Raw genomic sequence first — 21,730 nt, 5'->3', positions numbered from 1 at the left:
CAATACTGAAGTCAGGTCGTAGGTTCTGGGATAGACTTCCATCAAGGGCTCTAGGTAAACCTGAGGATATTGGTAAAGTGGTATTAGCATTGGTTAGTGATCTATTTTCGTATGTTCATGGGGCGGTCATACCTGTGGATGGTGGTTTCTTATCAGCGTAACTGGTGGAAATTAGGAGGGTAGCTTTGGGTATGAGTAATCTAAAACTTTGCTAATTGAATTTTTTGTGAGGTCTCCTATATATTTTTGGATATGTCAAAGTTTCTTAAGGCTCTTGAGGGATACTACAATAGATACAGAGAGCTTGAAAGTAGGATTTCTGGGATTAACCCTAATGAAGATATTGGGGGGTATACTAAAGTGCTTAAAGAGATGAGAAGTCTTGAGGATTATGTTGAGCTTTACAAGAGACTTAAGGCTGTAGTTGGTAGCATAGAGGAAGCGAGAAGGGTAATAGCAACTTCTGATGATAAAGAGCTTGTAGAGATTGCCAAGGAGGAGCTGGAGAGTAATGAGAGAGTGCTGAAGGAGATTGAAAAAGAAGCAGAGAACTTGCTTCTTTCAACTGAAGATGATGCCAAGAATGTGATTATGGAGATAAGGGCAGGTGCAGGTGGTGAAGAGGCAGCCTTATTTGTCGCAGATCTGTTCAGAATGTATTCAAAATTTGCGGAAAGGAAAGGTTGGAAGATACAACTTATAGATTCAAATGAGACAGAGCTTGGAGGATTTAAGGAAATAGTTTTTACAGTCTCGGGTAAGATGGCGTATAAGTATCTAAAGTTTGAAAGTGGAGTTCATAGGGTTCAGAGGGTTCCTATTACTGAAGCAAGTGGAAGGATACATACTTCAACTGCTACGGTAGCAGTGCTTCCTGAAGCTGAAGAAACAGACATTTATATTGATCCAAAGGACATAGAAATTCAAACATTCAGGGCTGGCACCAAGGGTGGACAACATGTCAATAAGGTGGAATCAGCTGTCAGAATAATTCACAAACCAACAGGTATAGTGGTTCAATGTCAAGATGAAAGGTCACAGATACAGAACAAGGAAAGAGCTATGAGTATATTAAGAGCTAAACTAATACAATACGAGAAAGAAAAGCAGAAACAGTGGGAAGATGCTCAGAGAAGAGCACAAATAGGGTCTGGCGAAAGAGCTGAGAAGATAAGAACCTATAACTATCCTCAAAATAGGGTAACAGATCACAGGGTGAATGTGACTATATACAACCTAGCTAGTTTCATGGAAGGAGAAATAGAAGAGATACTTGAATCTCTCATAGCAGAACATAAAAGAAAACTACTAGAAAGTCAAACCTTAGAAGCACAGAGTTAAGATTACCCGTGGTCCCATTGGTCTGAAAATTGGTGAGTTGTTGATTGGTATGTCCTGGTAGAAGTAGATATTGGGAAATGAATAAAAGTAAAACCCACTTAACATGATGTTCTTTAGTCCTATTGTTCTTACTCCTATTCCCAAAGATAAAGTTTTGGAAACGAGGTGTTTGACATTAGCGGTTTGCAAAAAGTTGCTGAAATCAAATTGATTGAAGAATTTTAGCGTTGAAGTGTCTAATGCGATTCCCAGAGTTGGTCCTAAGTATAGGTAGTTGTTTATGATAGTGAATATGTAGGAAAATTCGCACATGTAGGTGTCAAAACAATCAATCACTTTAGTTTCACCCAACTGTCCTTCGCTAGGAAGTATGTTGTAGCTATACACAAAATTGAATACTAAGCCCTTTACGGAAAATCCTAGGTTGAAACCTATTAGAAATTTATCATCTACTTCAAGTCTAACTTCATCTCTAAGATTAGGATAATGCAAGTAACAACTTGATAGTCCAAGTATGATTTTGGTTGGAAATACCTTTCTTTCAGCACTTTCGTTATCATGCTCTTCACACAGCCCTATGTTTCCAAGTAAAAGTAAGAATATCAATATAGAAGAGATTTTCAAAATTCTGATCATACAGTCACCTTTGTAAAGTTGGTATAATCTTAACACTAACCTAGTGCTTAAAGTCAACATATTTAAGAAACGGCGAGATCTAGTTTCTTAATTGGAGTTATGGTGATGATATTCTAGGGTGTCTGCTAAAATCCTTGCTCTAAGTTGGTAGTGAAAGGGTGAGTGATGGTGAGTAATCTTTATAATAGAAGCTAGGTTTTGGGAGTGTGTATGAGATTAGTGATTAGGGGAAGAGAGTTTGATTTTTCAAGGAAGAAGTATTGTATGGGTGTGGTGAATGTGACTCCGGACTCTTTTTATGAGGCTAGTAGGGTTAGTATTTCTGACTTGGTTAGGATAGTGGGAAGGATGGTGGAAGAGGGTGTGGATATTTTAGATATAGGTGGTGAATCAACTCGTCCGGGTTCTGACCCTGTGCCTGTTGAGGAAGAGCTTGAGAGAGTTATACCATGCATAAAGGAGATAAGGAGACACTTTCCTGATCTTCCTATTTCAGTTGATACTTACAAGTCTGTAGTTGCGAGAAAGGCGTTGGATGAAGGAGCAGATATGGTAAATGACATATCTTCTGGCACTTTTGATCCTGAGATGGTGAATGTGGTTTTGGAATACCAGTGTCCAATAGTTCTTATGCATATAAAAGGGACTCCGAAGACTATGCAACAAAATCCAGAGTATAGTGATGTTGTTTGGGAGATAGCGGAGTTTCTGAGAGAAAGGATAAGGTTTTTTGAGGAGAGAGGTGTTTTGCCGGAGAACATAATAATTGACCCTGGTATAGGATTTGGTAAAAGGCTTGAACATAACATAGATATAGTGAAAAGGTTAGCAGAATTAAAACAACTCGGGAAACCAATTCTAGTTGGTGTATCTAGAAAGTCTATGATAGGAATGCTACTTGGTAATGTTCCACCGGAGGAGAGGTTGACAGGCACTGTGGTTGTGAATACTATTTCATTGCTAAATGGAGCATCCATAATAAGGGTGCATGATGTAAGGGAGGGAAAGCAGGTTTGTCGGATAGTAGAACAGATGTGTTGATTTCTCAATAAATTTTTGCGATAATTTTATTGTGAGCTATACACCTCTTGATGTTAAGACAGTAATATTTGCGGATAATCTTCTTATGAAAAATGCAGTTAATAACCCTGGTTATGCTTCCATTCTACAAAGTCAAGCAAAAATACAAATGAAAGAGAAGTCAGATATTGAGCAAAACAGACCAACTGATATTGTTGAAATCTCTAGGGAGAGTGAAAAGGTAAGAAGAAAGAGGCTCGGAGAGGATAATGTAAAACAACAGCAGTATAACTTTGAAACTGGTGAGAAAGAGAACAAAGAAGATAGTAAAGAGAAAGATTTAGTTGAAAGTGGGGGAGGAAATATCGTAGATATTATTGTATGAACTTTATATTATTTGCCTTATTTCTTGTTTTGTTGTTCCTAGTTGTATTCTTCTATGCCAAACTTCGCGATGAGATAAAAAACATCAAGGGTAGAGGTATAGCAGATGAGGTAAGAAAGGAGATAGAGGGACTAATTGTCGAATTTAACAAGATCTCCAACAGAAAGATAGTTGTTATGGAAGAGAAAGTGAGAGAGATAGAAACTCTGATAAAAACTGCTGACGAAAGAATCCTAAAGCTTGACACCTTAACACGTAACTACGCCGAGATTATCAGAAGATATGAAATAGCTAAAAAAGAGTTTCAGGATGCTCTTTCGTCAAGGGATAAATTTGTCAGTGTTGATACCAGAAAGCTTAATTCCTCATCCAACGGTAGTTCTGAAGCTATCAGCAAAGCTAAGCTCTCCAGAAAAACTGCTAGTGCAGAATTGGAGAAAAAAAGTCTTGGTAAAGAGGAAAACCTAAAGCAACTTAGCAAACCTTTAGAAGAGGTGGAAAGACAAGTATCTTCTGCAGAAGCTAGGATAAAGGAGGTAAGTATAGAGGAAGAAATACGGAAGGTGAGATTGGAGAATCTAGAACCTAATGCTAGAGCCGAACTTCTAAGAAAGCTTCTGTCCTCGAGTGTTGATGAGGATAAACTTCTGGAGATTGGCTTTTCTCCTTCTGAGATAGAGATAGCCAAAATTGTAAGTTCTGTAAACAGAGCCAAGGAGTCATAAAGGATTGGTAAAGTAAGTCAGCAAATCAACTTAAGATCTACTAGCAAGAACATTTAAAATTAGCCTATGGACAGGAGTAGGTTCATAGAATTTTTGATAGACTCGGAGGTCATTAGGTTTGGAGAGTTTGTGACAAAGAGTGGTAGAAAGACACCGTATTTTATTGACTTTGGCAGGTATAGTGACGGGGAAAAACTTTCAACCCTTGGTAAGTTTTATGCCGAAGTTGTGAACGAGAACTTTCCTGAAGTTACTCTTCTCTTTGGCCCTGCGTATAAGGGTATATCGCTGTCGATCGTGACAGCAACAAAACTCTACGAGAACTACGGCAAAAACGTCAAGGTCTGCTACAACAGAAAAGAAATAAAAGATCACGGTGAGGGGGGAATAATAATAGGTAACATCTCGCAGGAGGATAAAGTAGTCATAGTTGAGGACGTTATAACTTCAGGTGGCTCGATAAGAGAGAGTATTGAAATACTTAAGAGTAACGGTAATCCCAAGGTTCTGGGAGCAGTAGTTTCTGTCAACAGGATGGAGAAGGGAGAAAAAGAAAAGCCGGCAGTTGAGGAGATAGAAAGCGAATTTGGGATTAAAGTGGTCTCTATAGTAAACGTATACCACATTATCGAATTTCTTAGAGAGAATAGGAGATTCCCCAAGGACATGGTAAGAGCAATGGAGAGGCACGTTTTAGCAAATCTGTAGATAAGTTCAATCCTTCTGGACAATAACTACACGGAATTTTCTGATCTTCTCGGTAATCTCGTTTGAAGGCTAATTTTTAGTTTAGCTAGTGTATTTTGTTTACAAAAACTTTTATACCTGCTCTAGGTATTTCAACTTCACAAAACTTTGGCACAACAACTCTATCAAGAACATCTACAACGTCGTAGTATCCCATTATGTTGGTAAAATCAATATATCTTCTAACTTTACTTGTTGTGTTTCTGTTTACTAGGAAAACTGCAACCTGATCTGTATACTTTCCCTTCTTTAGGAAGATACTGACATCGTTGTCAATACTTACAATTTCAACTGATCTTCCTTCCTCTCTTAGAATCTGGTGTTCGGCTTTTATCTCCAATACTCTTTTTATAAATGCTGATATGTCGTAGGATGGTGTTTCCCAGTCATCTGGTTTTGTAAGGACAACATCTAGTTTTTTCTTGAAACCGAATTCAAATCCAACTGGTATCATCACTCCCTCACTTATAAAGGTTGTGAATATGAATCTCTGTTTTATCTTTGCTAAATCTTCTTCGTATTCATCTGCTATTCTGGGAGTATCGTGTGATTCTGGGAAGGCTATGGAGGAAGAGTATTTTGCAAAAACAGGATACTGTTCTATGAACCAAGGATCGGTGTAGTTCCACCACTTAGCGCTACTAAACACATAGTCAAAGCCAGCTTTGACAACTTCAACATTTCTATCAAACGGGCCTCCCAAGATCTCTGCCATAAATTTGACATCAGGTTTTTTAGATTTAGCAGAATTTATTATGAAATTCCACAATTCTACTGGTACGTTGTAAGCGTAGTCACACCTAAAACCATCAACACCTAGCTCTATATACCATTCAACAAGGTCCTTCCAGTAATTCCAAAGGTTTCGCTTATCAGGAGAACCCTCATTATCAATTTCTGCTAGATCTCCCCATTCAACCCAGATTCCACCATCCCATGCTCCAGGTCTTTTTACATCGCCGTCTTCCCTCAACTTATACCAGTTTTTGTGTTTCTCAATCAACGTAGAATCAATCGCTGTGTGATTTAAAATTAGGTCTATACATACCCTTATATTTCTCGCTTTGCATTCTTTGAGGAACTCTTTAAACTGTTCTTCTGGAGATTTTTTTGATTCTTTATCTACAAAAAGTGGGTTAATTTTGTAATGATCCTTCACTGAGTAAAGACTGCCTGAAAAACCTGGATAGGATATAGGGTTAAGATAAATCCAGTCAGTTCCTAAGGCTTTTATTCTGTCAAGATCCTTAATCCATCTACTGAAAGGTCCGTATATTCTGGGAAACAAGTTGTAAACTAACATATTTCTCCTCTCATCAACCGATCTGGAAGCGGTAAAACTTTACAATCTCAAACTTTTTACCACTTCTCTTTTTGTATTCTTCAATGACATCCTTAACCTTTTTCTCACCTTTCTCATCCTTTATAAAGGGTTGATCGTATAGACAAATTTCTGAAAAGAGTTTAGAGAGTTTACCAAGTGCTGCTTTTTCGGCTATATTTTCTGGCTTTCCTAGGCTTATGAACTCCTGAGTGTATTCTCTCTTTTTTTCTTCTACAAAACTAGAGTCAAGTTCCTCGCTTTTTACCACTTGGGGTGCCATTGCTGCTACTTGGAGTGTAATATCGTGTAATAAGGAAACGGCTTCCTGATCAGATTTCTCAATATCTCCTTCAACTACTACTCCTAGTTTCTCTCCATGCTGATAGGTATCAAAGGTGTTTCCTCTGGTAAGTGAGAAAATTTCCCATCTTTTCACAACAATATTTTCGCCAAATCTCATTACTGCTTCTTTTCTCATACTTTCAGTTTCCTCAGTCTGAGATAAAAGTCCTTTTGATAGGATAAACTCTGCCAGATCTTTAACGAATTTCTTGAATTCTTCATTTCTTGCAACAAAATCAGTTTCACAATTTACCTCAATTATTATTCCCTTCTCACCCTTTACTTCTATGTGTACAACTCCATCTTTAGCCTCTCTTTCTGCTTTCTTCTCAGCTACTGAAAATCCCCTCTCTCTAAGTATCTTTATAGCTCTTTCAATGTCACCGCCTGTCTCTTCTAAAGCTTTCTTGCAGTCCATCAAACCTGCACCAGTTCTTTCTTTTAACTGCTTCACAACTTCAATACTTACTCCCATACACCTCTCCAAAATTTTGGGAAGTATTATAAAACACACACGATAACTCTTTCAAAGAGATTTGATTGGGCGATAAATTCCAAAATTTACAATTAGACTCAGTTCTTCTTTCAATAAATTCCAACTTCCATTAGGCAAGTAGACGAGGTTCTAGACCTTTATTTACCCGCTTGGTTTTCGCCTGTTACAAAACTTTACTTTGCATCAAGCCTCTTAGAGGTGCTTATCAAGAAGGAGTATTTACCTATCTCTGGTAGAGACTGTGAGGAAAACAAAAAACCATATCTAATTGAAACTTTGAAATTTATTGAATATCACTTCACATTGGGTTCCAGCACTTATTAAGAAACATTTTCCCAGTCCCGATAGGGACTGCGAGAGAAATAAAAAAGACTGCACCTAATTGTGGATCTTAGACTTCACTGGAGAGTAGGCAAGATTCTAAACTTTTTATTTACTCTCACTCACCTCCTTTGTTTCTAGATAGTGTTTGTCAGTTATGAAACTTCACTTTATACAAGCATCTTGGGTGCTTATTAAAAAGAGTATTCACTTAATTCTGGCAGTGACTGCAAAAGGAACAGGGAGGTTGGGATTACACTTAATTGTGAATTTGTTAGAGGGTAGAGGTGAAGACAAGCTTTTTATCTTAGTTGAAGTTATATTTCACTCCCAAACTAACCTCAACCAGTTCTCCTGAAAACCTAGTTAGGTTGTATATTTCAAGGTATGGTGTTGGTATTCTGATGAGAAGTTTGTAGGGATACAGAGGTGCTGGTCCGAAGTGGTAAGAATATCCGGCTCCAAGGTTTACTTTTATTATCTCAGTTTTGAGCATGTTTATTTCAGAGAATACTTCCAGCAATGGCAACGAGTTTATATCCTTCACCAGAGATATGGATAGCTCTTTAAAAAACTCGTCAGAGTATGAGACAAATATTTCTGCCTTTAGTTCGCCTGAAAGAAAGTTAGCTTCAGAAATTTCGCTTCTAATCTTTATCTTGTCATCAAGCCAGAGTATTGTTCCAATTCCGTAGTAATGTAAAAAAGAGCTATGGATTGAGAAGCTTAGGAAGATAAATTTTGTAGAGACAAAGGAAAATAGGTTTTTCCAACGGAATCCGAGTTTTGTTGAAACTGAGCCTTGGTAGATATGCAACGTGGGATTTTCGGTGTAATATTCTTGGTTGAGAAGGGAATAGTTTTTGATTTCACCGTAGTCTACTATTTCCGCACAGATATTTACAAATGCCTCCCAAACCTTTATATTGCCTTCTATGGATAGATCTTTTTTCAATGCTGATAAACTGCTTTCTAGTTTAACGTAGTTTGGTACTGCACTAATAGATAGTGGAGCTGAAGTGATTAGGAGGAATGCTGAAAAGAGTTTATAGAGAGTTTGAGTAGAAAGCATTTCTTAGTTCTTCTTTGGTTATTATCAGAGGATCTTCTCTTTTTATGCCTTTTATTATGAGTTTATGGTCTTTTATAACCTCTCCGATGAGTCTAAACTTCAAGCCATAGTGTTGGGTTATGGTCTGTAGAGTGTCCAAGAATTCTCTGTCAAAGGAGAAGATTCCTCTGCTCTGTGTTTCTGAGAACAGTGCTATAGTTGGATAGACTGGTAAGTTTGAGAGATCAATAAGGGCGCCAAAGTCCGTATCTATTACGCTTTCAACGATGGATACTATTAATCCTCCTTCTGCTACGTCGTTTGCTGAGGAGATTAACCCATGTTTTATTACAAATCTTGCGAATTCTTGTAGTTTTCTTTCAATGTCAAATTCTATTATGGGTGGTTTTCCGCATAGCTCTTTGCCTAATACTTTAAGTATTTCTGCCATTCCGAAGTCTTCTTTAGTTTCATTTCCTATGAGTGCTATGAGGTCTCCATCTTTCTTAAATTGTGAATCAACGACTTTAGTTATATCTTCAACAATACCTACGCATCCTATAGTTATTGTTGGGTATATTTGTCTGTTGTTTGACACGTTATATAGTGAGGCGTTACCGCCTGTTACGGGCACATTTAACTCTTTGCAAGCTTTTGCTATTCCTTTTATTCCTTGCTGTATTTGGTAGTATACGTTTTCATTCTCGGGTGAGCCAAAGTTTAGACAATTTGTAATGCCTGCTGGTTCTGCCCCAACGAAAGAGACGTTTCTCGTAGCTTCTGCTACTGCGATAGTGGCGCCAGAGAAAGGATGGGAATACATATATCTTCCGTTTCCATCTACTTTCAGTGCTATTCCTTTGTTTGTTCCCTTTATTCTTAAAACTGCTGCTCCTGCCTTGCCGGGGTGAATAATGGTGTTTGTTTGGACTGACCAGTCGTATTGTTCAAAGATCCATCTCTTGGAGGAGATGTTGGGTGAGGAGATGAGTTTGAGGATAGTGTCTTTGTAGTTTTCAATCATTACTGTTGGCTTTATATCTCTTATTTTTCTTACCTCGGGGTCTTCTTTGCCCACTTTTACATAGGATGGTATTTCGTCAACAAGGTATTTTAGAGGAACATCCGCAACTAATTTCCCGTTGAATTTCACAACGCATCTTTTAGTGTTAGTTATTTTCCCTATAACTGCCCAGTCTAATTCCCACTTGTCTAGTATCTTTTTTACCTCCTCAAGCTTAGAAGGTTCTACAATTGCAAGCATTCTTTCTTGTGATTCGGAGAGCATTATCTCATAGGGTGTGATATCATTAGCTCTTAGGGGAACTTTATCAAGCTCTAGTTCTATTCCTACACCCCCTCTTGCACTCATCTCACAGGATGAGCTTGTTAGTCCTGCAGCTCCCATATCTTGTATTGCAACTACTAGGTTTTTGTCTACCATCTCAAGGGTAGCTTCTATTAGTTTCTTTTCAACAAAAGGATCTGCTATCTGTATGCTAGATCTGTCCTCTTTTGAGGAGGTATCAAGCTCTGCTGATGCAAAGGTTGCTCCATGAACACCATCTCTGCCTGTCTTGGCACCGTAGTATATCGCTAAATTTCCTACTCCTTTCGCAGAAGATCTTACCACTTTGTCAATCTTTGTTATTCCAACGCACATAACATTGACTAATGGATTTTCATCGTAAGCATCTTCAAAGTAAACTTCTCCTGCAACTGTGGGAACTCCTATGCAATTACCATAGTCTGATATTCCTTTAACAACACCGGTTACCAGATGTTTTACATGAGGATTGGATATATTACCGAATCTTAGAGAATCTAGTAATGCAATTGGTCTTGCCCCCATTGAGAGTATGTCTCTTACAATTCCTCCTACCCCCGTTGCTGCACCTTGGTATGGTTCTACTGCGCTTGGATGGTTATGGCTCTCTATTTTAAATACTATTGCGAAGTCATCAAGTTTTATTACTCCAGCATTTTCTCCGGGTCCTTGGTAGATGTATTTGCCTTCGGTTGGTAACTCCTTAAGAAGTCTTTTGGTGTGTTTGTATCCACAGTGCTCGCTCCACAGAGCACCAAACATTCCAAGTTCAACTTCGTTCGGATTTCTTCCAAGGTATTTTACTATTAGTTCGTATTCCTCTTCCGAAAGATTCAAAGCTTTAAGATGCTTCCTCGTTCTCTCATCTATCTCTATCTTAGGTTCTGAAGACATTTTCGCCTCAGAGGTAAGTTTCTTCGCCATAAATTTTAAATTATACCGGCACTGTCACTCAATTTTTAGTAGAACTGTTCAACAGGTTTCAAACTCCATTAGGCAAGCAGAAAAATGTTCCAAGCTTTTTGTTTACTTACCCCTTTGTTTCTAGATAACATTCCTCAGTCATAAAACTTTACTTTATACTAAGCTTTAAGTATTTGAAAAGGTATTTCCCTAGCTACGACAAAACCGAGAGCAGTAAAAGGAAAGACTATTCCGCATGAATTTTAGAATTTATTGAAAACTGTTGAAAAGTTTTTGTTTTTTCCGTATCTTATTTGTGATGAGGAGGCTGATTGTTTTTGGAGTAATTATTCTGTGCTTAAGCTCGGTTATGGTGGCAAATGAAATGATAGAAAAGGGTAAGAGTTATTATTTCTCGGGCAATTTTGAGTTAGCGAAGATTTCCCTGGAGAAGGCTTTGAAAAGCACGACGAACGATGAGATACTGCTTATGCTAGGAAATTCATATCTAGCAACAGGTGAACCTAGAAAAGCAATAAATATCTTTAAGGAAGGTATTTATCTAGGTTCTAGAGGCTGGATTTTTGAGTTTAACTTAGCTTATGCTTACTATGCTGTGAAAGATTATACTAATTCTTTGTCTCACTTTCTGAGTGTTAAGGAGAAGATGCCCTCCTTTAGTAAAACTTACTGGTTTGGCGGTATGTCGGCGCTTAGAATTGCGGATGTTAGCACAACGGTATTCCTTTGGGAAAGATACTTGGAAATCGCTCCGGGAGGTGAGGAGTCTGAAAATATAAGAAAAGCTCTGGCTTTACTTAAGGAGTTTGGCACTAATGTGATACCTGAAATATTGAAGGAACTTGCGGGTGAATCCAGTGATTTAGAACTCTTGATAAAAGGAATAGAAAATGGATTTGAGATTAAATCAGAGCAGAAAACTCTAGAAGATACCTCTCTTGAAGATATAGAGAAATGATGGAGTTTGATAGGTGTAATAAATTTGTAACTTTTAGTGTTTAATTAATATCTGTGGGGTGGATTATGGAGGTCAACTTTATAGCTCTTTCTGGAAAGGTCTATAATGAAGGTATGGATGTTTATACGAAGAGCGGTAAGAAATACAACCTCTATACGTTGTATTCTGCGAGAGGGATGTGGATAAGACTTTTGTGCAGAGACTCTTTTCCGATGCCAGTTGGAGAAAGTGTGGTAATTTTCGGAAAAACGGTGAATCTCTATGGTAGTTTGGGGGTTTTGGTGGTTGAATGTAAAAAGTTTAATGAGATAAAAGCATACTAATTTTATAGGGAATGGTGAAATTTGTGGAATACGGAAGTTGTTATGGTAAATAATTTTTGACAGGGGTGGGTGTTATGCCTGAAGTTGCTAAAGAGCAAGTGGATAAAAGATGGAAGATGCTTGAGGGGCAGATGAAATTGCATCAGTATAGAAGAGATACTTTGATTGAGATCCTTCACAGAGCTCAGGAGATTTTTGGGTTTTTAACGGACGAGGTTTTAACCTTCATTGCGGAGTCTTTGAAGTTGCCCAGGTCGTATGTCTACGGTGTAGTAACTTTCTATCACTTCTTCAAGCTTAAACCTCAGGGTAAGCATACGGTAGTTCTGTGCTTAGGCACCGCTTGTTATGTTAAAGGGGCGAATAAGATTGTTGAGTATATGAAGGAGAAGTATGGCATTGAACCTGGGGAAACGACTAAGGATGGACTTATAAGTTTTCTTTCTGCAAGGTGTATAGGAGCTTGTGGTGTTGCACCAGCAGCAATAGTTGATGGTGTATTGGAACCATACTTTTCCATAGAGAAACTTGAACAGAAAATTGAGGAGTGGAAAAAAGAAGCTATTCCTCAAACTTAACTTTGACTAACTCAACTGAAAGCCCTATATTGCCGAAAGGAAAGAGATAGAAAATTGGTATATCTGCTTTTGAGAATGTATAGTTACCGCCAATGTTCGTAATCTCTATGTATGCGTCCTTTATCTCTTTTATCGTAAACTTGTTTCCTTTGTGTCTTTGTAGTGTTATAGGGCGAGTATTTGTGACTTCTAAAAAGTTCAGCTTTACCTCTGTGGGCACTGAATCCCAATGGGTGACTTTTAAAACCTCGGTAACTAAATCATTTATACTGTCATTCGTGTTATGAATGTATATTTTGCCAAATACTACGCTTTCAATCACAATGTCTTTCTTTTCTCTGTCAAAGATAACGGAGTTTGTATCTTTAAAGGATCCTCCTACACTTAAGGTATCTCTTCTGAGAGTTCTAAGAGATGGGAGTTCAATGTATGACTTGACGATGTCGTCCACATCCACTACTAATTTTAAGCCAGGGTATGTTTTTACTTTTGATGTTACAATCAGATTGCTCTCGTTCCTTACCACACTTACTGTTGCTTCTCCAGCCCTTATGCCCATAACTGAGAAAGTATATTTGAGGTGTTTTACTTTACCAAAGCTTGAGGACAGTAGAGATAAGAAGAGTAAGGATAAGATGCTTCTGATAACTAGTCTTAATTGGAATTTATTGTAAATGCTAGCCTTGAAGGGATGGTTGATGTATTTAATGAGGTTGGGGTATTTTCGTGACTTTTCCATAAAGGTATATCTTTAGTTATTTTCGGTTTTGTTTTGGTTAAATCGCAAGTTTATGCGATCTTTTTTGTAGTGTGAACTGTGGTATAACGTTTGAACTTGACAGAGGAAATGTATATATTTTATATCCGAGATTAAGATTTTCTGTTGATGGTTTTTGGAGGTGAAGATGAAAGAGAGATCGTATTTGATACCAATGGTGATTGAAAACACAGGAAGAGGAGAGAGGGCGTATGATTTATACTCTAGGTTGCTCAAGGATCGGATAATTATCCTAGGTTCTGAAATAACTGAGGATGTTGCGAACATAGTGATAGCGGAGCTTTTGTTCTTGGAAGCTGAGGATCCGGACAAGGAGATTCACTTTTATATAAATAGCCCCGGGGGTCTTGTTACAGCTGGGCTTGCGATATATGATACTATGCAATACATTAAACCTGATATAGTGACAATATGTCTCGGGCAAGCTGCGTCAATGGCAGCTATACTTCTAGCTTCTGGAACGAAGGGTAAGAGGTTTGCGCTTCCTCACTCAAGAATCATGATACATCAACCACTTGGTGGTGCACAAGGACAGGCAACAGACATAGAGATTCAGGCAAAAGAAATTCTCAGAATGAGGGATATTCTTAACCTAATACTTGCTAAGCAGACAGGGCAACCTATTGAAAGAGTCCGTAAGGATACAGACAGAGACTTTTATATGTCACCTGAAGAAGCAAAAGAATATGGTATAATTGACGAGATTCTTACCAAAAGGGCCTAAGGGAGGTTTTGATGAAAAAGGAGATAGATTTGTCACTTACTAACAGAATATTTAATCTAGGGAATGTACAGCTCGTAAGTGTTGAATATGGAGGAATAAGAAATGTTTCAACTGTTGCTTGGGTGACGCCTGTTGAGAAAGATCCACCTCTTGTGATGCTTTCATTGGACAAAAGTTCTTTTACATTTGAACTTATAGACAAAGCTGGAGAGTTTGTCCTTAACACACCTACAGCTTCTATGCTTGAGATAATAGAGAAAGTTGGATCCGTTTCTGGAAGAGAGATGGATAAGTTTAAGGAATTTAGTATTTCTTTTTCTAGGGGTAAATTTGTCAATTCACCGATTTTGGAAGATTGTGTTGCTAATGTTGAGTTTATTGTTAAGTCAATAGTACCTCTACAGATACATGCAATGATAATGGGTGAGGCGAGAAGAGCAATTGTAGATGAGGAGATATTCTCTGACCATTGGTTGCTTGAGAAGAAGGATATAGTGCTTGTGCATCATGCAGGAGCTAGTTACTATTGCACAACGAAATTCCTAGTCAAGTCTGGGTAACCTAGAGCTTTTGAAGAAAACCTTTCTTAATCCATTTTATCAAGTGCATTTTTGGTTAACCCTATAGCGCAGAATTCGGGACCACACATTGAGCAGTATTTAGCTCTTTCTTGTATATCATCGGGCAGTGATTCCTTGTGATACTTCCTAGCAGTTTCGGGATCTATTGCTAACTCAAACTGTCTTGCCCAGTCAAACCTGAATCTAGCTTTTGAGATTTCTAGATCCCACTCTCTGGCTTTTGGTATCCCTTTAGCAATATCTGCCGAGTGAGCAGCAATTCTGTAAGCAATAATGCCTTGTTTCACATCCTCAAGGTTTGGTAAACCTAAGTGTTCCTTTGGGGTGATGTAGCAAAGTAAAGACGCTCCGTACCAACCTGCCAGCGCTGCACCAATAACTGATGCTATGTGGTCATATCCAGGTGCGATATCAGTAACAAGTGGTCCTAAAACGTAAAATGGCGCTTCATAACACCATTGCTGTTGTATTTTTATATTGAACTCTATCTGGTGCAGTGGCACATGCCCAGGCCCTTCTATCATAACCTGAACTCCCTTTTCCCACGCTCTTTTAGTAAGTTCTCCCAAAACTTTAAGTTCCGCAAGTTGTGCAGAGTCTGTAGAATCCTCTATGCATCCAGGTCTAAGTCCATCTCCTAAACTTATCGTAACATCATGCTTTCTGCATATGTCTAGAATCTTGTCAAAGTTGGTATATATTGGATTTTCTTTTCCTTTAATAACCATCCAGTTAGCTATTATGGAACCTCCTCTGCTTACAATTCCAGTGACTCTGTTTTTTGCAAGAGGTATGAAATCTCTAAGCAGTCCTGCATGTAGGGTCATAAAGTCTACACCTTGCTCAGCGTGCAACTCTATGACCGAGAGTATATCATCTTCTGTTATTTTCTCAATCTCACCTCTCTCGGTAAGAACTTGGTATATCGGAACGGTGCCGAAAGGCATTGTTGCTTCTTTTAAAAGAGTTGTTCTTATCTTGTCTAAATCTCCACCAGTGGATAGATCCATAACTGTATCTGCACCATACTCTTTTACATAGGAAAGCTTCTGGATTTCTTCGTCAATACTGGGGTTTAGCTTAGAAGTTCCGATGTTAGCGTTGATCTTTGTCCTAAAGTGTTTTCCTATTACTATAGGATCCAAGCCGATCTCAAGGTGTTTTGGGTTAGCTGGAATTATAGCTCTTCCTATCGAAACTTCATTCCTAACAAACTCAGGTGTAACTCCCTCTTTCAGGGCAACAGTTTTCATTTCCTCGGTAATAATACCTTCTCTAGCAAGTTCAATCTGTGTCATACTTACCTCCCTACGCCAGCATTACCTGGATCAGGTTCAAAGGGTCCCTCACAGCAACTTAGTGAGGTTCTCAGGCAGGCTTGTGCCCCTACCTCCCCTGAGAATATCCAGATATCCTTCTTATTGTAAAGAAGATCGGCCCTAATTTCAAAATTCGGACAACCAGAGTTAATAAAGTCTAAAGCTTTTTGGGAGATGATCAGTGATTAACCTTCAAATTTCAGACTTTATTGGTCTAGATGACAATAAATCCCTATTTACATTAGATAAGTAAGCAAGAGTCTAAACCTCTGCTCACTTACCTCTAAATTTAGGAACTATGTCTAAGTTAGCAGAAAGCAAAGCTTCTACGGGGTGTATCCCCCTCAGAATATCGCAGAATAAAGAAATTGCTAATTGACTTCCCTCTCTATTTTTTGGTACTAACACATTTGCTAATTTGCATTTTTGATCAAGTCTTTGTTGAAGTTTTTCTGGTCTTCCTCGAAAATTAATGTCCTCTTGCTCTAGAATCCATTTCAAAGCATAGAGAATGTAATCTAAATTGTACCCCATCAAACCTTCCGTTTCTTGTTGATATTTTTTAAAATCCTTTTTACTTCTATGCCCTGCCGTACTTCAATAATAGCTTGAAATACCTTCTCAGCCTTCTGGGGGTTATGACAGAGTTTTCCATAAAAATCTATAACAAAGTGTGCATATTTTGGGGTATAGAATTTTATGAAATGGGGTTGATTATAGTTCTTGCTTTAAAGTCTTGGGCCGATTTAGAATTTTCAGTTCTTACCAAAATCCACCCATTTGATAAGGGAATGATTTCTAATATTTTCTTTTTTTACCTTTTCCTAAGTATTCTCCGATTTTAATCATAATTCTTTATACCAAGAGATGCTATTTTTGTAAGGGGTTAAGCTTTCATTTTTTTGGGGTTTTCTAAAAATGAATAAATGTTCGTGAGATAATAATAAGAAATCGTATTTAGAGCCTCGCCACTTTTCTCTTGTGGTTTTCATTCTCCACTGAAGTTTAATTACATCTTCCCTTAATATAAAACCAGCTCTCAAAAAAACCTCCAAAACTCTCACTGCAATTGGCACAAAATGCTTTCTTTTTCTAGTATCCCCAATAAGAATCGCACAGTGTTTCCCCGGCTTTAAAACCCGATAACACTCTTTAGCAACTTTTTCCATCTCCTTAACAAAGTCATCTATATTTCTCACATTTGAGAGGTCACCTAAAATTTTATTATTTGTAAATTTTACTATATTAGCATAAGGAGGATGAGTGGCAATTAGGTCAATACTTTCGTCTGAAATTAAATTTAAATTTCTGGCGTCTCCTACATAAGTCTTAATTTCTGGTTCGTACTTATATTTAAAATCCAATCTATTCCGAGTCACCATAATGGCATCTGGATTAATATCTACACCTATTCCTTTTCTATTTAAAAGCTTGCATTCTATTAATGTTGTTCCAGAGCCTACCATCTGATCTAAAATTAAATCACCTTCTTTTGTATAGCGCAAAATTAAATTTCTTGGAATGTAAGGAGACCAATTGGCACGGTAGTTCCCCCTATGAGTAGCCCACTCGCCTCTATCCGGAAAGGACCAAACGGAAGTGGTTTCTAATTTAAAATTTTCCGGTTCAAATCTTTCTATTTTCCATTCTTTTGGTAAAAGAACCTTTACATTTTCTATAATTACAAAATCTCGGGTCTCAATGAATTCCTTGTATTCTTTTTCGGTAACTTCTTTCATTTCCTGAGATAGTGAAACAAGCTGAGAAGTTTGTTTTTGAGTCAATTGAGTTGTAGGGTTTTTCCTCTCCATATTTTTCAATTTACATAATATTTTAAATTTCTGCAAATAATCTTACAGCTCCACAAAAAAATACCAAACTCCTCTACAAACTTCAGTAAGTTGTTAATAGAAAGGTTACTTGTTGGTTGTTTATAATTGTTCTTATGAAGCTTAGAGTTTTGCTTTTTTTGGTTGCATTTCTTATTTTTTTGGTTGATTTCTCTTTTGCTCAGACTAGTAATACAAATGAAGGTTTTCTTGAGAGGTTTTATAGACAGGAAGAGGCTCAGGGTAGAGGAGGGTGGGGGATTGTCCTTGATGTTCTTAATATCATCCTAACCTTAGCTATTGTAATCGTTGTAGTGTATGTTGCTCTTAGATTTCTTAAAAAGGCTATTGGCACTCCGGTGGATGACTTTGGCGTTATTGAGATAATGGCTTCTAAGGGGATAACTCAGGGGATTGCTATATACATAGTGAGGATTGGAAAAGACTATTATGTTATGTCTTCTGGAGAAAAAGGTCTTAACCTGATAACGAAGATAGAAGATAGGGAACTTATAAACTTACTCAACGTTGAAAAAAGTAAGCAAGCGAGTGTGGTAAAACATGACTTTATAGATACTTTTCTCTCTCTTTTCAAGAAACAGTCTGGAGATCAGTCAAAAGCGGATTTAGCTAAGGGAAGAATTGAGTTTCTAAGGAAACAAAAAGATAAGTTGAAGAGTTTGGAATAGTATGAAGCTATCGGTGATAATGCCTGTATTTAATGGTGAGAGGTTCATTGTTGAGAATACTGAGAGGGTTGAGGAATTAGTTAAGTCGTATATTTTGAAAGATCTTATAGATGACTATGAAATTTTAGTAGTTGACGATGGATCAAGTGATAGAACATTAGAACTGCTGAGAGAACGTTTTGGCGATTCTGAGAAAGTTATAATAGTTGAGAATAAGTTTAACCAAGGCAAGGGTTTTGCCCTTAAGAATGGCTTTTTTAACTCTTCAGGAGATGTTATTGTTATGATAGATTCCGATCTTGATATTCCGCCGGAGCAGATAGAAAACTTGTTACAAGAGTTTAAAAATGGTTATGACGTTGTGATAACATCAAAGTTTGAGAAGGGGTCTCAACTTAGGTATCCGATTTTCAGAAAATTTGTCAGTTTTGCCTTCTATCTTTTAGCTAAGATACTCTTTGGATTACCCTTTAAGGATACTCAGACAGGGTTAAAGCTTTTTCGGCGAGAAGTTTTGGAAGTTTGCTTAAGTAGAATGGTAGTAAAAAGGTTTGCTTTTGACCTAGAGCTTTTACTCGTTGCGTATAGGTATAACTTCTCAATAAAATCCATTCCTGTGAGGATAAATTACCGCAGTTCGGGGTTTATAAAGCCCGGAGTCTTGGTTATGAGCTTGGTGGATACCCTTGCTATATTCTATAGACTGAAGATTCTCCAGTTTTATGACCGTCCGGTGTTTGTATCTAGGGATAATCTATATAGGTTCTATTTCATAAAAGATAGGGAGACACTAGAGGGAATAAACTGTGGTGATAGCAGAGTTGATAGACTGGGAAACAATGACTTTGTTGTTATCAGAAGGTATAGTATAAACAAAAGGTTGGATATTAACATTTTATCATCACTGATAACATCTTACAGGGTTGAGGTTATAAATGGTGCTTCTTTGGCAATAGAAAGTGATTTGCTAAGCTATATAAAGGGTGTTGTTTTGTGTTCGCATTTCCTTCAACCTCTCTTTAACCTTAGATATAAGGTAGTAACCCCCAAGATTCTCCCTATACCTGTTTCTAATTTTCTGTGTGTTAGTGGTAAGGTTTTGAAATACCTTGTTAAGGAGAATGTAGACTTTGGTGATGAAAAAGATGTAATACTTAAGTTGTCAAAGAAGTATCACTCCGTCCTTTTTGTCTCAGATTGGAACTGTATTGAGCAGTTTAAAGATGAGAGATTGTTTTCCGAGTTTTTCAGAAGGCTTGGTATTTTAGTTTCTACTGGTAATATTGGGCAACTTTTTGCGGTTGGTAGCTTTATGTTTTTGCTATGGACCAGCGTGGTTCTTTCTGTAACGATTCCCAACTTCTGGATTGGTATACCGTTTGTTGCTTTTTTTTCCTTCTACTTTGCTGTAAAGATGCTTATCTCGGGATTTAAAGTTTTTTTGGGATTTCCGGTTTTTGTTCTTTTCTCGTTGATAATATCCTTTGTTGGACTACTATCTCCACTCTTAGCCTTAGTTTCTAGACAGAGGTAGAGTTTTTATTCGTTAGAGTGCTTTGGCATAGCAAAGAGGTGTGTTTGGTTGCTAAATTTCGGAAACAGCTTCTAAGATCTTTAGGCCTTTTTCTCTCAATCCATGTTCTATCTTTTTTCTAAATTCTTCATCGCTTATCCTGCCAATAGCTCCGTCAATGAATCCTTGGACTATGACTTTCTTAGCTTCATCCTCTGAGAGTCCTCTGGACATTATGTAGAAAAGCTTTTCATTGTCTAGTTGGGTAACGGATGCGGAGTGTCCTGCTTTGACATCAAAAGAGTCAATCTCTAGCGATGGAATACTTTCAGACTTACAGTTTGCTGAAAGGTGTAGGGCATGTCCACCTAGGAAGGAGTTTATCTTTCCAAGCTTTTCATCTACCTTCAAAACTCCGTTGAAATATACCTTTGCGAAGTCATCTAAAACACCCTTAACAATAACATCTGCACCTTGCTCACTTTCACAGTGTCTTGTGTTGACTAAGATATCATACCTTTGAGAATCATTTACAAAGTATATTCCTGTGTATTTAAGTTCAACGTTTCTACCTTCTATGGATATCCTATCCTCACCTCTGTGATATTCTGCTCCTAAAAGCACATTGTTGAATTCAATGTTGTTATTACCATAGGTAGAGATCTTTCTTGTGATGAGATATTCACTTTTTCTATCAAGCTTTTGGAGTATGTTATACCAAACTTTAGAGTTTGTTTCCGCAATCAATTCAACTAGTTCAAAGGAAAACCCCTTTTCCTTCCCATCAGAGTATACTTCCTCACAGATCTTTACGCTAGTGTCTCTTGGTATATATAGCATAGTATAGAAAGAGCCGGATATGTTCTCTTTGAAGTTTTTTCTTATTCTAAGCTCTACATCGGTGGTTTTTTCTGGAAGATGGACTATTATTCCTCCTTTAAGGAATGATACACCACAGGAGATGAAAATAGATTCTGCGGGTGAAAGAGTTTTGAGAAAGTTGTCATAAGTAAATCTGTCCTCACCAAGCAAGCTTAGGTAAAGGTCCTTTACGAAAAATCCGTTTTTCACGAATTTTTCACCAATACTTACTGATACCTTGGGGGTTTTTGATACTTCTATCTCTATATGTATTAGGGGTGTATGGAGAATCTCAAATTCTATTTTATTGTGATAGACACCGTTGGAGACTGAAAGTTTGTTAGAAAAGTCAATCTTTTCTGGATTATTTTTGTTGGTAACTGGGAGCTTTAGCTCTGCTAGAGATTCTATTTCATTCTTTGCTTTTCTAAAGGTTCTGGTTAATCTTTCGCTTTTTAAAGGGAGTTCGGTATAGTTCATATCCGTTCTCCTTTTTCTAAAGAGGAGTTTTTGGTAGTTTGATAGATGCTAAATGAAGGAATGGGTTTTTTCGGAAGAGTTTAGTATTTAACTTTTCTGACACCAACATCAACAGCCTCCTCAAGTTCTAGTTCAATGAGTCTGTTTAGCTCAACAGCATACTCTAGTGGAAGTGCTTTTGCGAAAGGTTCTATGAATCCGTTGACTATTGTAGATAAAGCTTCATACTCGTTTAGTCCTCTGCTCATTAGATAGAATATCTGATCCTCGCTTATCTTACCCGCAGTTGCTTCATGTCCTACGGAAACCTTGTCTTCGTTTACTTCAATGTACGGTATTGTGTCTGATTTTGATAGTTCATCAAGAATTAGGGCATTACAGGATGTGTGAGTTTTTGAGTTAATTGCTCCTTTTAGTATCTTGACGGTTCCTCTGTATATTGTTTTTCCACCTCCTAG

General features: G+C 37.6%; 23 protein-coding genes and 1 riboswitch. Of the genes, 13 read left to right on the top strand and 10 right to left on the bottom strand.

Annotated elements, in window-relative coordinates; genetic code table 11:
• Positions 1 to 2: 2 nt before the first annotated feature.
• On the top strand, positions 3 to 161 hold the full coding sequence (locus ABDH28_04160; protein ID MEN2998209.1) for an SDR family oxidoreductase: 159 nt from the start codon (positions 3 to 5) through the stop codon (positions 159 to 161).
• A gap of 91 nt (positions 162 to 252) precedes the next feature.
• Positions 253 to 1,341, top strand: coding sequence for a peptide chain release factor 1 (gene prfA, locus ABDH28_04155; protein MEN2998208.1), 1,089 nt, complete (start codon positions 253 to 255; stop codon positions 1,339 to 1,341).
• Here prfA and ABDH28_04150 read toward each other — a convergent pair.
• Entirely contained in the window at positions 1,324 to 1,977 is a 654-nt protein-coding gene (locus ABDH28_04150) for a hypothetical protein (GenBank protein MEN2998207.1), read from the bottom strand. The two genes, prfA and ABDH28_04150, sit on opposite strands and share 18 nt — an antisense overlap.
• 210 nt (positions 1,978 to 2,187) lie before the next feature.
• Between ABDH28_04150 and folP the strand changes: the two genes are divergently transcribed.
• From folP to pyrE, 4 genes are all read left to right on the top strand, one after another.
• Positions 2,188 to 3,018, top strand: coding sequence for a dihydropteroate synthase (folP, locus tag ABDH28_04145; GenBank protein MEN2998206.1), 831 nt, complete (start codon positions 2,188 to 2,190; stop codon positions 3,016 to 3,018).
• Between the two features lie 31 nt (positions 3,019 to 3,049).
• Positions 3,050 to 3,382: a hypothetical protein gene (locus tag ABDH28_04140; GenBank protein MEN2998205.1), complete on the top strand. Its 333-nt coding sequence runs from the start codon at positions 3,050 to 3,052 to the stop codon at positions 3,380 to 3,382.
• On the top strand, positions 3,379 to 4,107 hold the full coding sequence (locus ABDH28_04135; GenBank protein ID MEN2998204.1) for a hypothetical protein: 729 nt from the start codon (positions 3,379 to 3,381) through the stop codon (positions 4,105 to 4,107). The genes ABDH28_04140 and ABDH28_04135 overlap by 4 nt, the downstream gene beginning before the upstream one ends.
• 66 nt (positions 4,108 to 4,173) lie before the next feature.
• Positions 4,174 to 4,815: an orotate phosphoribosyltransferase gene (pyrE, locus tag ABDH28_04130; protein ID MEN2998203.1), complete on the top strand. Its 642-nt coding sequence runs from the start codon at positions 4,174 to 4,176 to the stop codon at positions 4,813 to 4,815.
• A gap of 85 nt (positions 4,816 to 4,900) precedes the next feature.
• Here pyrE and ABDH28_04125 read toward each other — a convergent pair whose 3' ends face one another.
• From ABDH28_04125 to purL, 4 genes are all read right to left on the bottom strand, one after another.
• Positions 4,901 to 6,157, bottom strand: a complete 1,257-nt coding sequence (locus tag ABDH28_04125) for an alpha-amylase family glycosyl hydrolase (GenBank protein MEN2998202.1) — start codon at positions 6,155 to 6,157, stop codon at positions 4,901 to 4,903.
• Positions 6,158 to 6,170: 13 nt separating this feature from the next.
• Positions 6,171 to 6,995: a translation elongation factor Ts gene (tsf, locus tag ABDH28_04120; protein ID MEN2998201.1), complete on the bottom strand. Its 825-nt coding sequence runs from the start codon at positions 6,993 to 6,995 to the stop codon at positions 6,171 to 6,173.
• Positions 6,996 to 7,644: 649 nt separating this feature from the next.
• Complete coding sequence (locus ABDH28_04115) at positions 7,645 to 8,409, bottom strand: hypothetical protein (protein MEN2998200.1); 765 nt, start codon at positions 8,407 to 8,409, stop codon at positions 7,645 to 7,647.
• Entirely contained in the window at positions 8,384 to 10,609 is a 2,226-nt protein-coding gene (gene purL / locus ABDH28_04110; GenBank protein MEN2998199.1) for a phosphoribosylformylglycinamidine synthase subunit PurL, read from the bottom strand. Before purL ends, ABDH28_04115 begins: the two co-directional genes overlap by 26 nt.
• 328 nt (positions 10,610 to 10,937) lie before the next feature.
• Here purL and ABDH28_04105 point away from each other — a divergent pair, with 328 nt between their 5' ends.
• The 3 genes from ABDH28_04105 (at position 10,938) to hoxE (ending at position 12,498) form a co-directional block, all read left to right on the top strand.
• Positions 10,938 to 11,597 carry a hypothetical protein gene (locus ABDH28_04105; GenBank protein ID MEN2998198.1) on the top strand — a complete coding sequence of 220 codons (660 nt, stop codon included), beginning with the start codon at positions 10,938 to 10,940 and terminating at the stop codon, positions 11,595 to 11,597.
• Between the two features lie 65 nt (positions 11,598 to 11,662).
• Positions 11,663 to 11,920, top strand: coding sequence for a hypothetical protein (locus ABDH28_04100; protein ID MEN2998197.1), 258 nt, complete (start codon positions 11,663 to 11,665; stop codon positions 11,918 to 11,920).
• Between the two features lie 74 nt (positions 11,921 to 11,994).
• The gene (gene hoxE / locus ABDH28_04095) at positions 11,995 to 12,498 is read left to right on the top strand and encodes a bidirectional hydrogenase complex protein HoxE (GenBank protein MEN2998196.1); all 504 of its coding nucleotides are present in this window, start codon (positions 11,995 to 11,997) and stop codon (positions 12,496 to 12,498) included.
• On the opposite strand, the gene ABDH28_04090 is transcribed toward hoxE, so the two are convergent.
• Positions 12,482 to 13,237 carry a hypothetical protein gene (locus ABDH28_04090; protein ID MEN2998195.1) on the bottom strand — a complete coding sequence of 252 codons (756 nt, stop codon included), beginning with the start codon at positions 13,235 to 13,237 and terminating at the stop codon, positions 12,482 to 12,484. The genes hoxE and ABDH28_04090 overlap by 17 nt on opposite strands.
• Before the next feature lie 166 nt (positions 13,238 to 13,403).
• On the opposite strand from ABDH28_04090, the gene clpP reads away from it, so the two are divergent.
• Positions 13,404 to 14,000: an ATP-dependent Clp endopeptidase proteolytic subunit ClpP gene (gene clpP, locus ABDH28_04085; protein ID MEN2998194.1), complete on the top strand. Its 597-nt coding sequence runs from the start codon at positions 13,404 to 13,406 to the stop codon at positions 13,998 to 14,000.
• Positions 14,001 to 14,011: 11 nt separating this feature from the next.
• A complete protein-coding gene (locus tag ABDH28_04080; protein ID MEN2998193.1) occupies positions 14,012 to 14,560 on the top strand; it encodes a flavin reductase family protein in 549 nt (182 codons plus the stop codon).
• A gap of 26 nt (positions 14,561 to 14,586) precedes the next feature.
• On the opposite strand, the gene thiC is transcribed toward ABDH28_04080, so the two are convergent.
• Positions 14,587 to 15,879 (bottom strand): phosphomethylpyrimidine synthase ThiC, encoded by a 1,293-nt coding sequence (gene thiC, locus ABDH28_04075; protein MEN2998192.1) that lies wholly within the window; start codon positions 15,877 to 15,879, stop codon positions 14,587 to 14,589.
• Positions 15,870 to 15,988, bottom strand: a riboswitch (TPP riboswitch). It overlaps the preceding gene by 10 nt.
• Before the next feature lie 757 nt (positions 15,989 to 16,745).
• A complete protein-coding gene (locus ABDH28_04070; protein MEN2998191.1) occupies positions 16,746 to 17,639 on the bottom strand; it encodes a DNA methyltransferase in 894 nt (297 codons plus the stop codon).
• A 206-nt stretch (positions 17,640 to 17,845) separates the two neighbouring features.
• Here ABDH28_04070 and ABDH28_04065 point away from each other — a divergent pair, with 206 nt between their 5' ends.
• Positions 17,846 to 18,418: a hypothetical protein gene (locus tag ABDH28_04065; GenBank protein MEN2998190.1), complete on the top strand. Its 573-nt coding sequence runs from the start codon at positions 17,846 to 17,848 to the stop codon at positions 18,416 to 18,418.
• A 1-nt stretch (position 18,419) separates the two neighbouring features.
• Positions 18,420 to 19,952, top strand: coding sequence for a glycosyltransferase family 2 protein (locus tag ABDH28_04060; protein MEN2998189.1), 1,533 nt, complete (start codon positions 18,420 to 18,422; stop codon positions 19,950 to 19,952).
• Positions 19,953 to 20,003: 51 nt separating this feature from the next.
• Here ABDH28_04060 and ABDH28_04055 read toward each other — a convergent pair whose 3' ends face one another.
• Together ABDH28_04055 and ABDH28_04050 are read right to left on the bottom strand one after the other, a co-directional pair.
• On the bottom strand, positions 20,004 to 21,272 hold the full coding sequence (locus ABDH28_04055; GenBank protein MEN2998188.1) for a SufD family Fe-S cluster assembly protein: 1,269 nt from the start codon (positions 21,270 to 21,272) through the stop codon (positions 20,004 to 20,006).
• Positions 21,273 to 21,352: 80 nt separating this feature from the next.
• The coding region (locus tag ABDH28_04050; protein MEN2998187.1) for a SufD family Fe-S cluster assembly protein at positions 21,353 to 21,730 on the bottom strand (378 nt) is incomplete at its 5' end.

The sequence above is a fragment of the Brevinematia bacterium genome (assembly GCA_039630355.1).
Classification (GTDB): domain Bacteria; phylum Spirochaetota; class Brevinematia; order DTOW01; family DTOW01; genus SKYB106.
Note: the sequence above shows the minus strand (reverse complement) of the source record. Positions and strands in the feature narration are given on the sequence as shown.

Bases quoted from the DNA above. Each gene is read 5' to 3' on its own strand.
- tsf (MEN2998201.1), bottom strand. From the start codon at position 6,995: ATGGGAGTAAGTATTGAAGTTGTGAAGCAGTTAAAAGAAAGAACTGGT.
- ABDH28_04090 (MEN2998195.1), bottom strand. From the start codon at position 13,237: ATGGAAAAGTCACGAAAATACCCCAACCTCATTAAATACATCAACCAT.
- ABDH28_04150 (MEN2998207.1), bottom strand. From the start codon at position 1,977: ATGATCAGAATTTTGAAAATCTCTTCTATATTGATATTCTTACTTTTA.
- hoxE (MEN2998196.1), top strand. From the start codon at position 11,995: ATGCCTGAAGTTGCTAAAGAGCAAGTGGATAAAAGATGGAAGATGCTT.
- prfA (MEN2998208.1), top strand. From the start codon at position 253: ATGTCAAAGTTTCTTAAGGCTCTTGAGGGATACTACAATAGATACAGA.
- clpP (MEN2998194.1), top strand. From the start codon at position 13,404: ATGAAAGAGAGATCGTATTTGATACCAATGGTGATTGAAAACACAGGA.
- ABDH28_04135 (MEN2998204.1), top strand. From the start codon at position 3,379: ATGAACTTTATATTATTTGCCTTATTTCTTGTTTTGTTGTTCCTAGTT.
- ABDH28_04105 (MEN2998198.1), top strand. From the start codon at position 10,938: ATGAGGAGGCTGATTGTTTTTGGAGTAATTATTCTGTGCTTAAGCTCG.
- folP (MEN2998206.1), top strand. From the start codon at position 2,188: ATGAGATTAGTGATTAGGGGAAGAGAGTTTGATTTTTCAAGGAAGAAG.
- thiC (MEN2998192.1), bottom strand. From the start codon at position 15,879: ATGACACAGATTGAACTTGCTAGAGAAGGTATTATTACCGAGGAAATG.
- ABDH28_04115 (MEN2998200.1), bottom strand. From the start codon at position 8,409: ATGCTTTCTACTCAAACTCTCTATAAACTCTTTTCAGCATTCCTCCTA.
- ABDH28_04065 (MEN2998190.1), top strand. From the start codon at position 17,846: ATGAAGCTTAGAGTTTTGCTTTTTTTGGTTGCATTTCTTATTTTTTTG.
- ABDH28_04055 (MEN2998188.1), bottom strand. From the start codon at position 21,272: ATGAACTATACCGAACTCCCTTTAAAAAGCGAAAGATTAACCAGAACC.
- ABDH28_04125 (MEN2998202.1), bottom strand. From the start codon at position 6,157: ATGTTAGTTTACAACTTGTTTCCCAGAATATACGGACCTTTCAGTAGA.
- ABDH28_04070 (MEN2998191.1), bottom strand. From the start codon at position 17,639: ATGAAAGAAGTTACCGAAAAAGAATACAAGGAATTCATTGAGACCCGA.
- ABDH28_04080 (MEN2998193.1), top strand. From the start codon at position 14,012: ATGAAAAAGGAGATAGATTTGTCACTTACTAACAGAATATTTAATCTA.
- ABDH28_04060 (MEN2998189.1), top strand. From the start codon at position 18,420: ATGAAGCTATCGGTGATAATGCCTGTATTTAATGGTGAGAGGTTCATT.
- ABDH28_04100 (MEN2998197.1), top strand. From the start codon at position 11,663: ATGGAGGTCAACTTTATAGCTCTTTCTGGAAAGGTCTATAATGAAGGT.
- purL (MEN2998199.1), bottom strand. From the start codon at position 10,609: ATGTCTTCAGAACCTAAGATAGAGATAGATGAGAGAACGAGGAAGCAT.
- pyrE (MEN2998203.1), top strand. From the start codon at position 4,174: ATGGACAGGAGTAGGTTCATAGAATTTTTGATAGACTCGGAGGTCATT.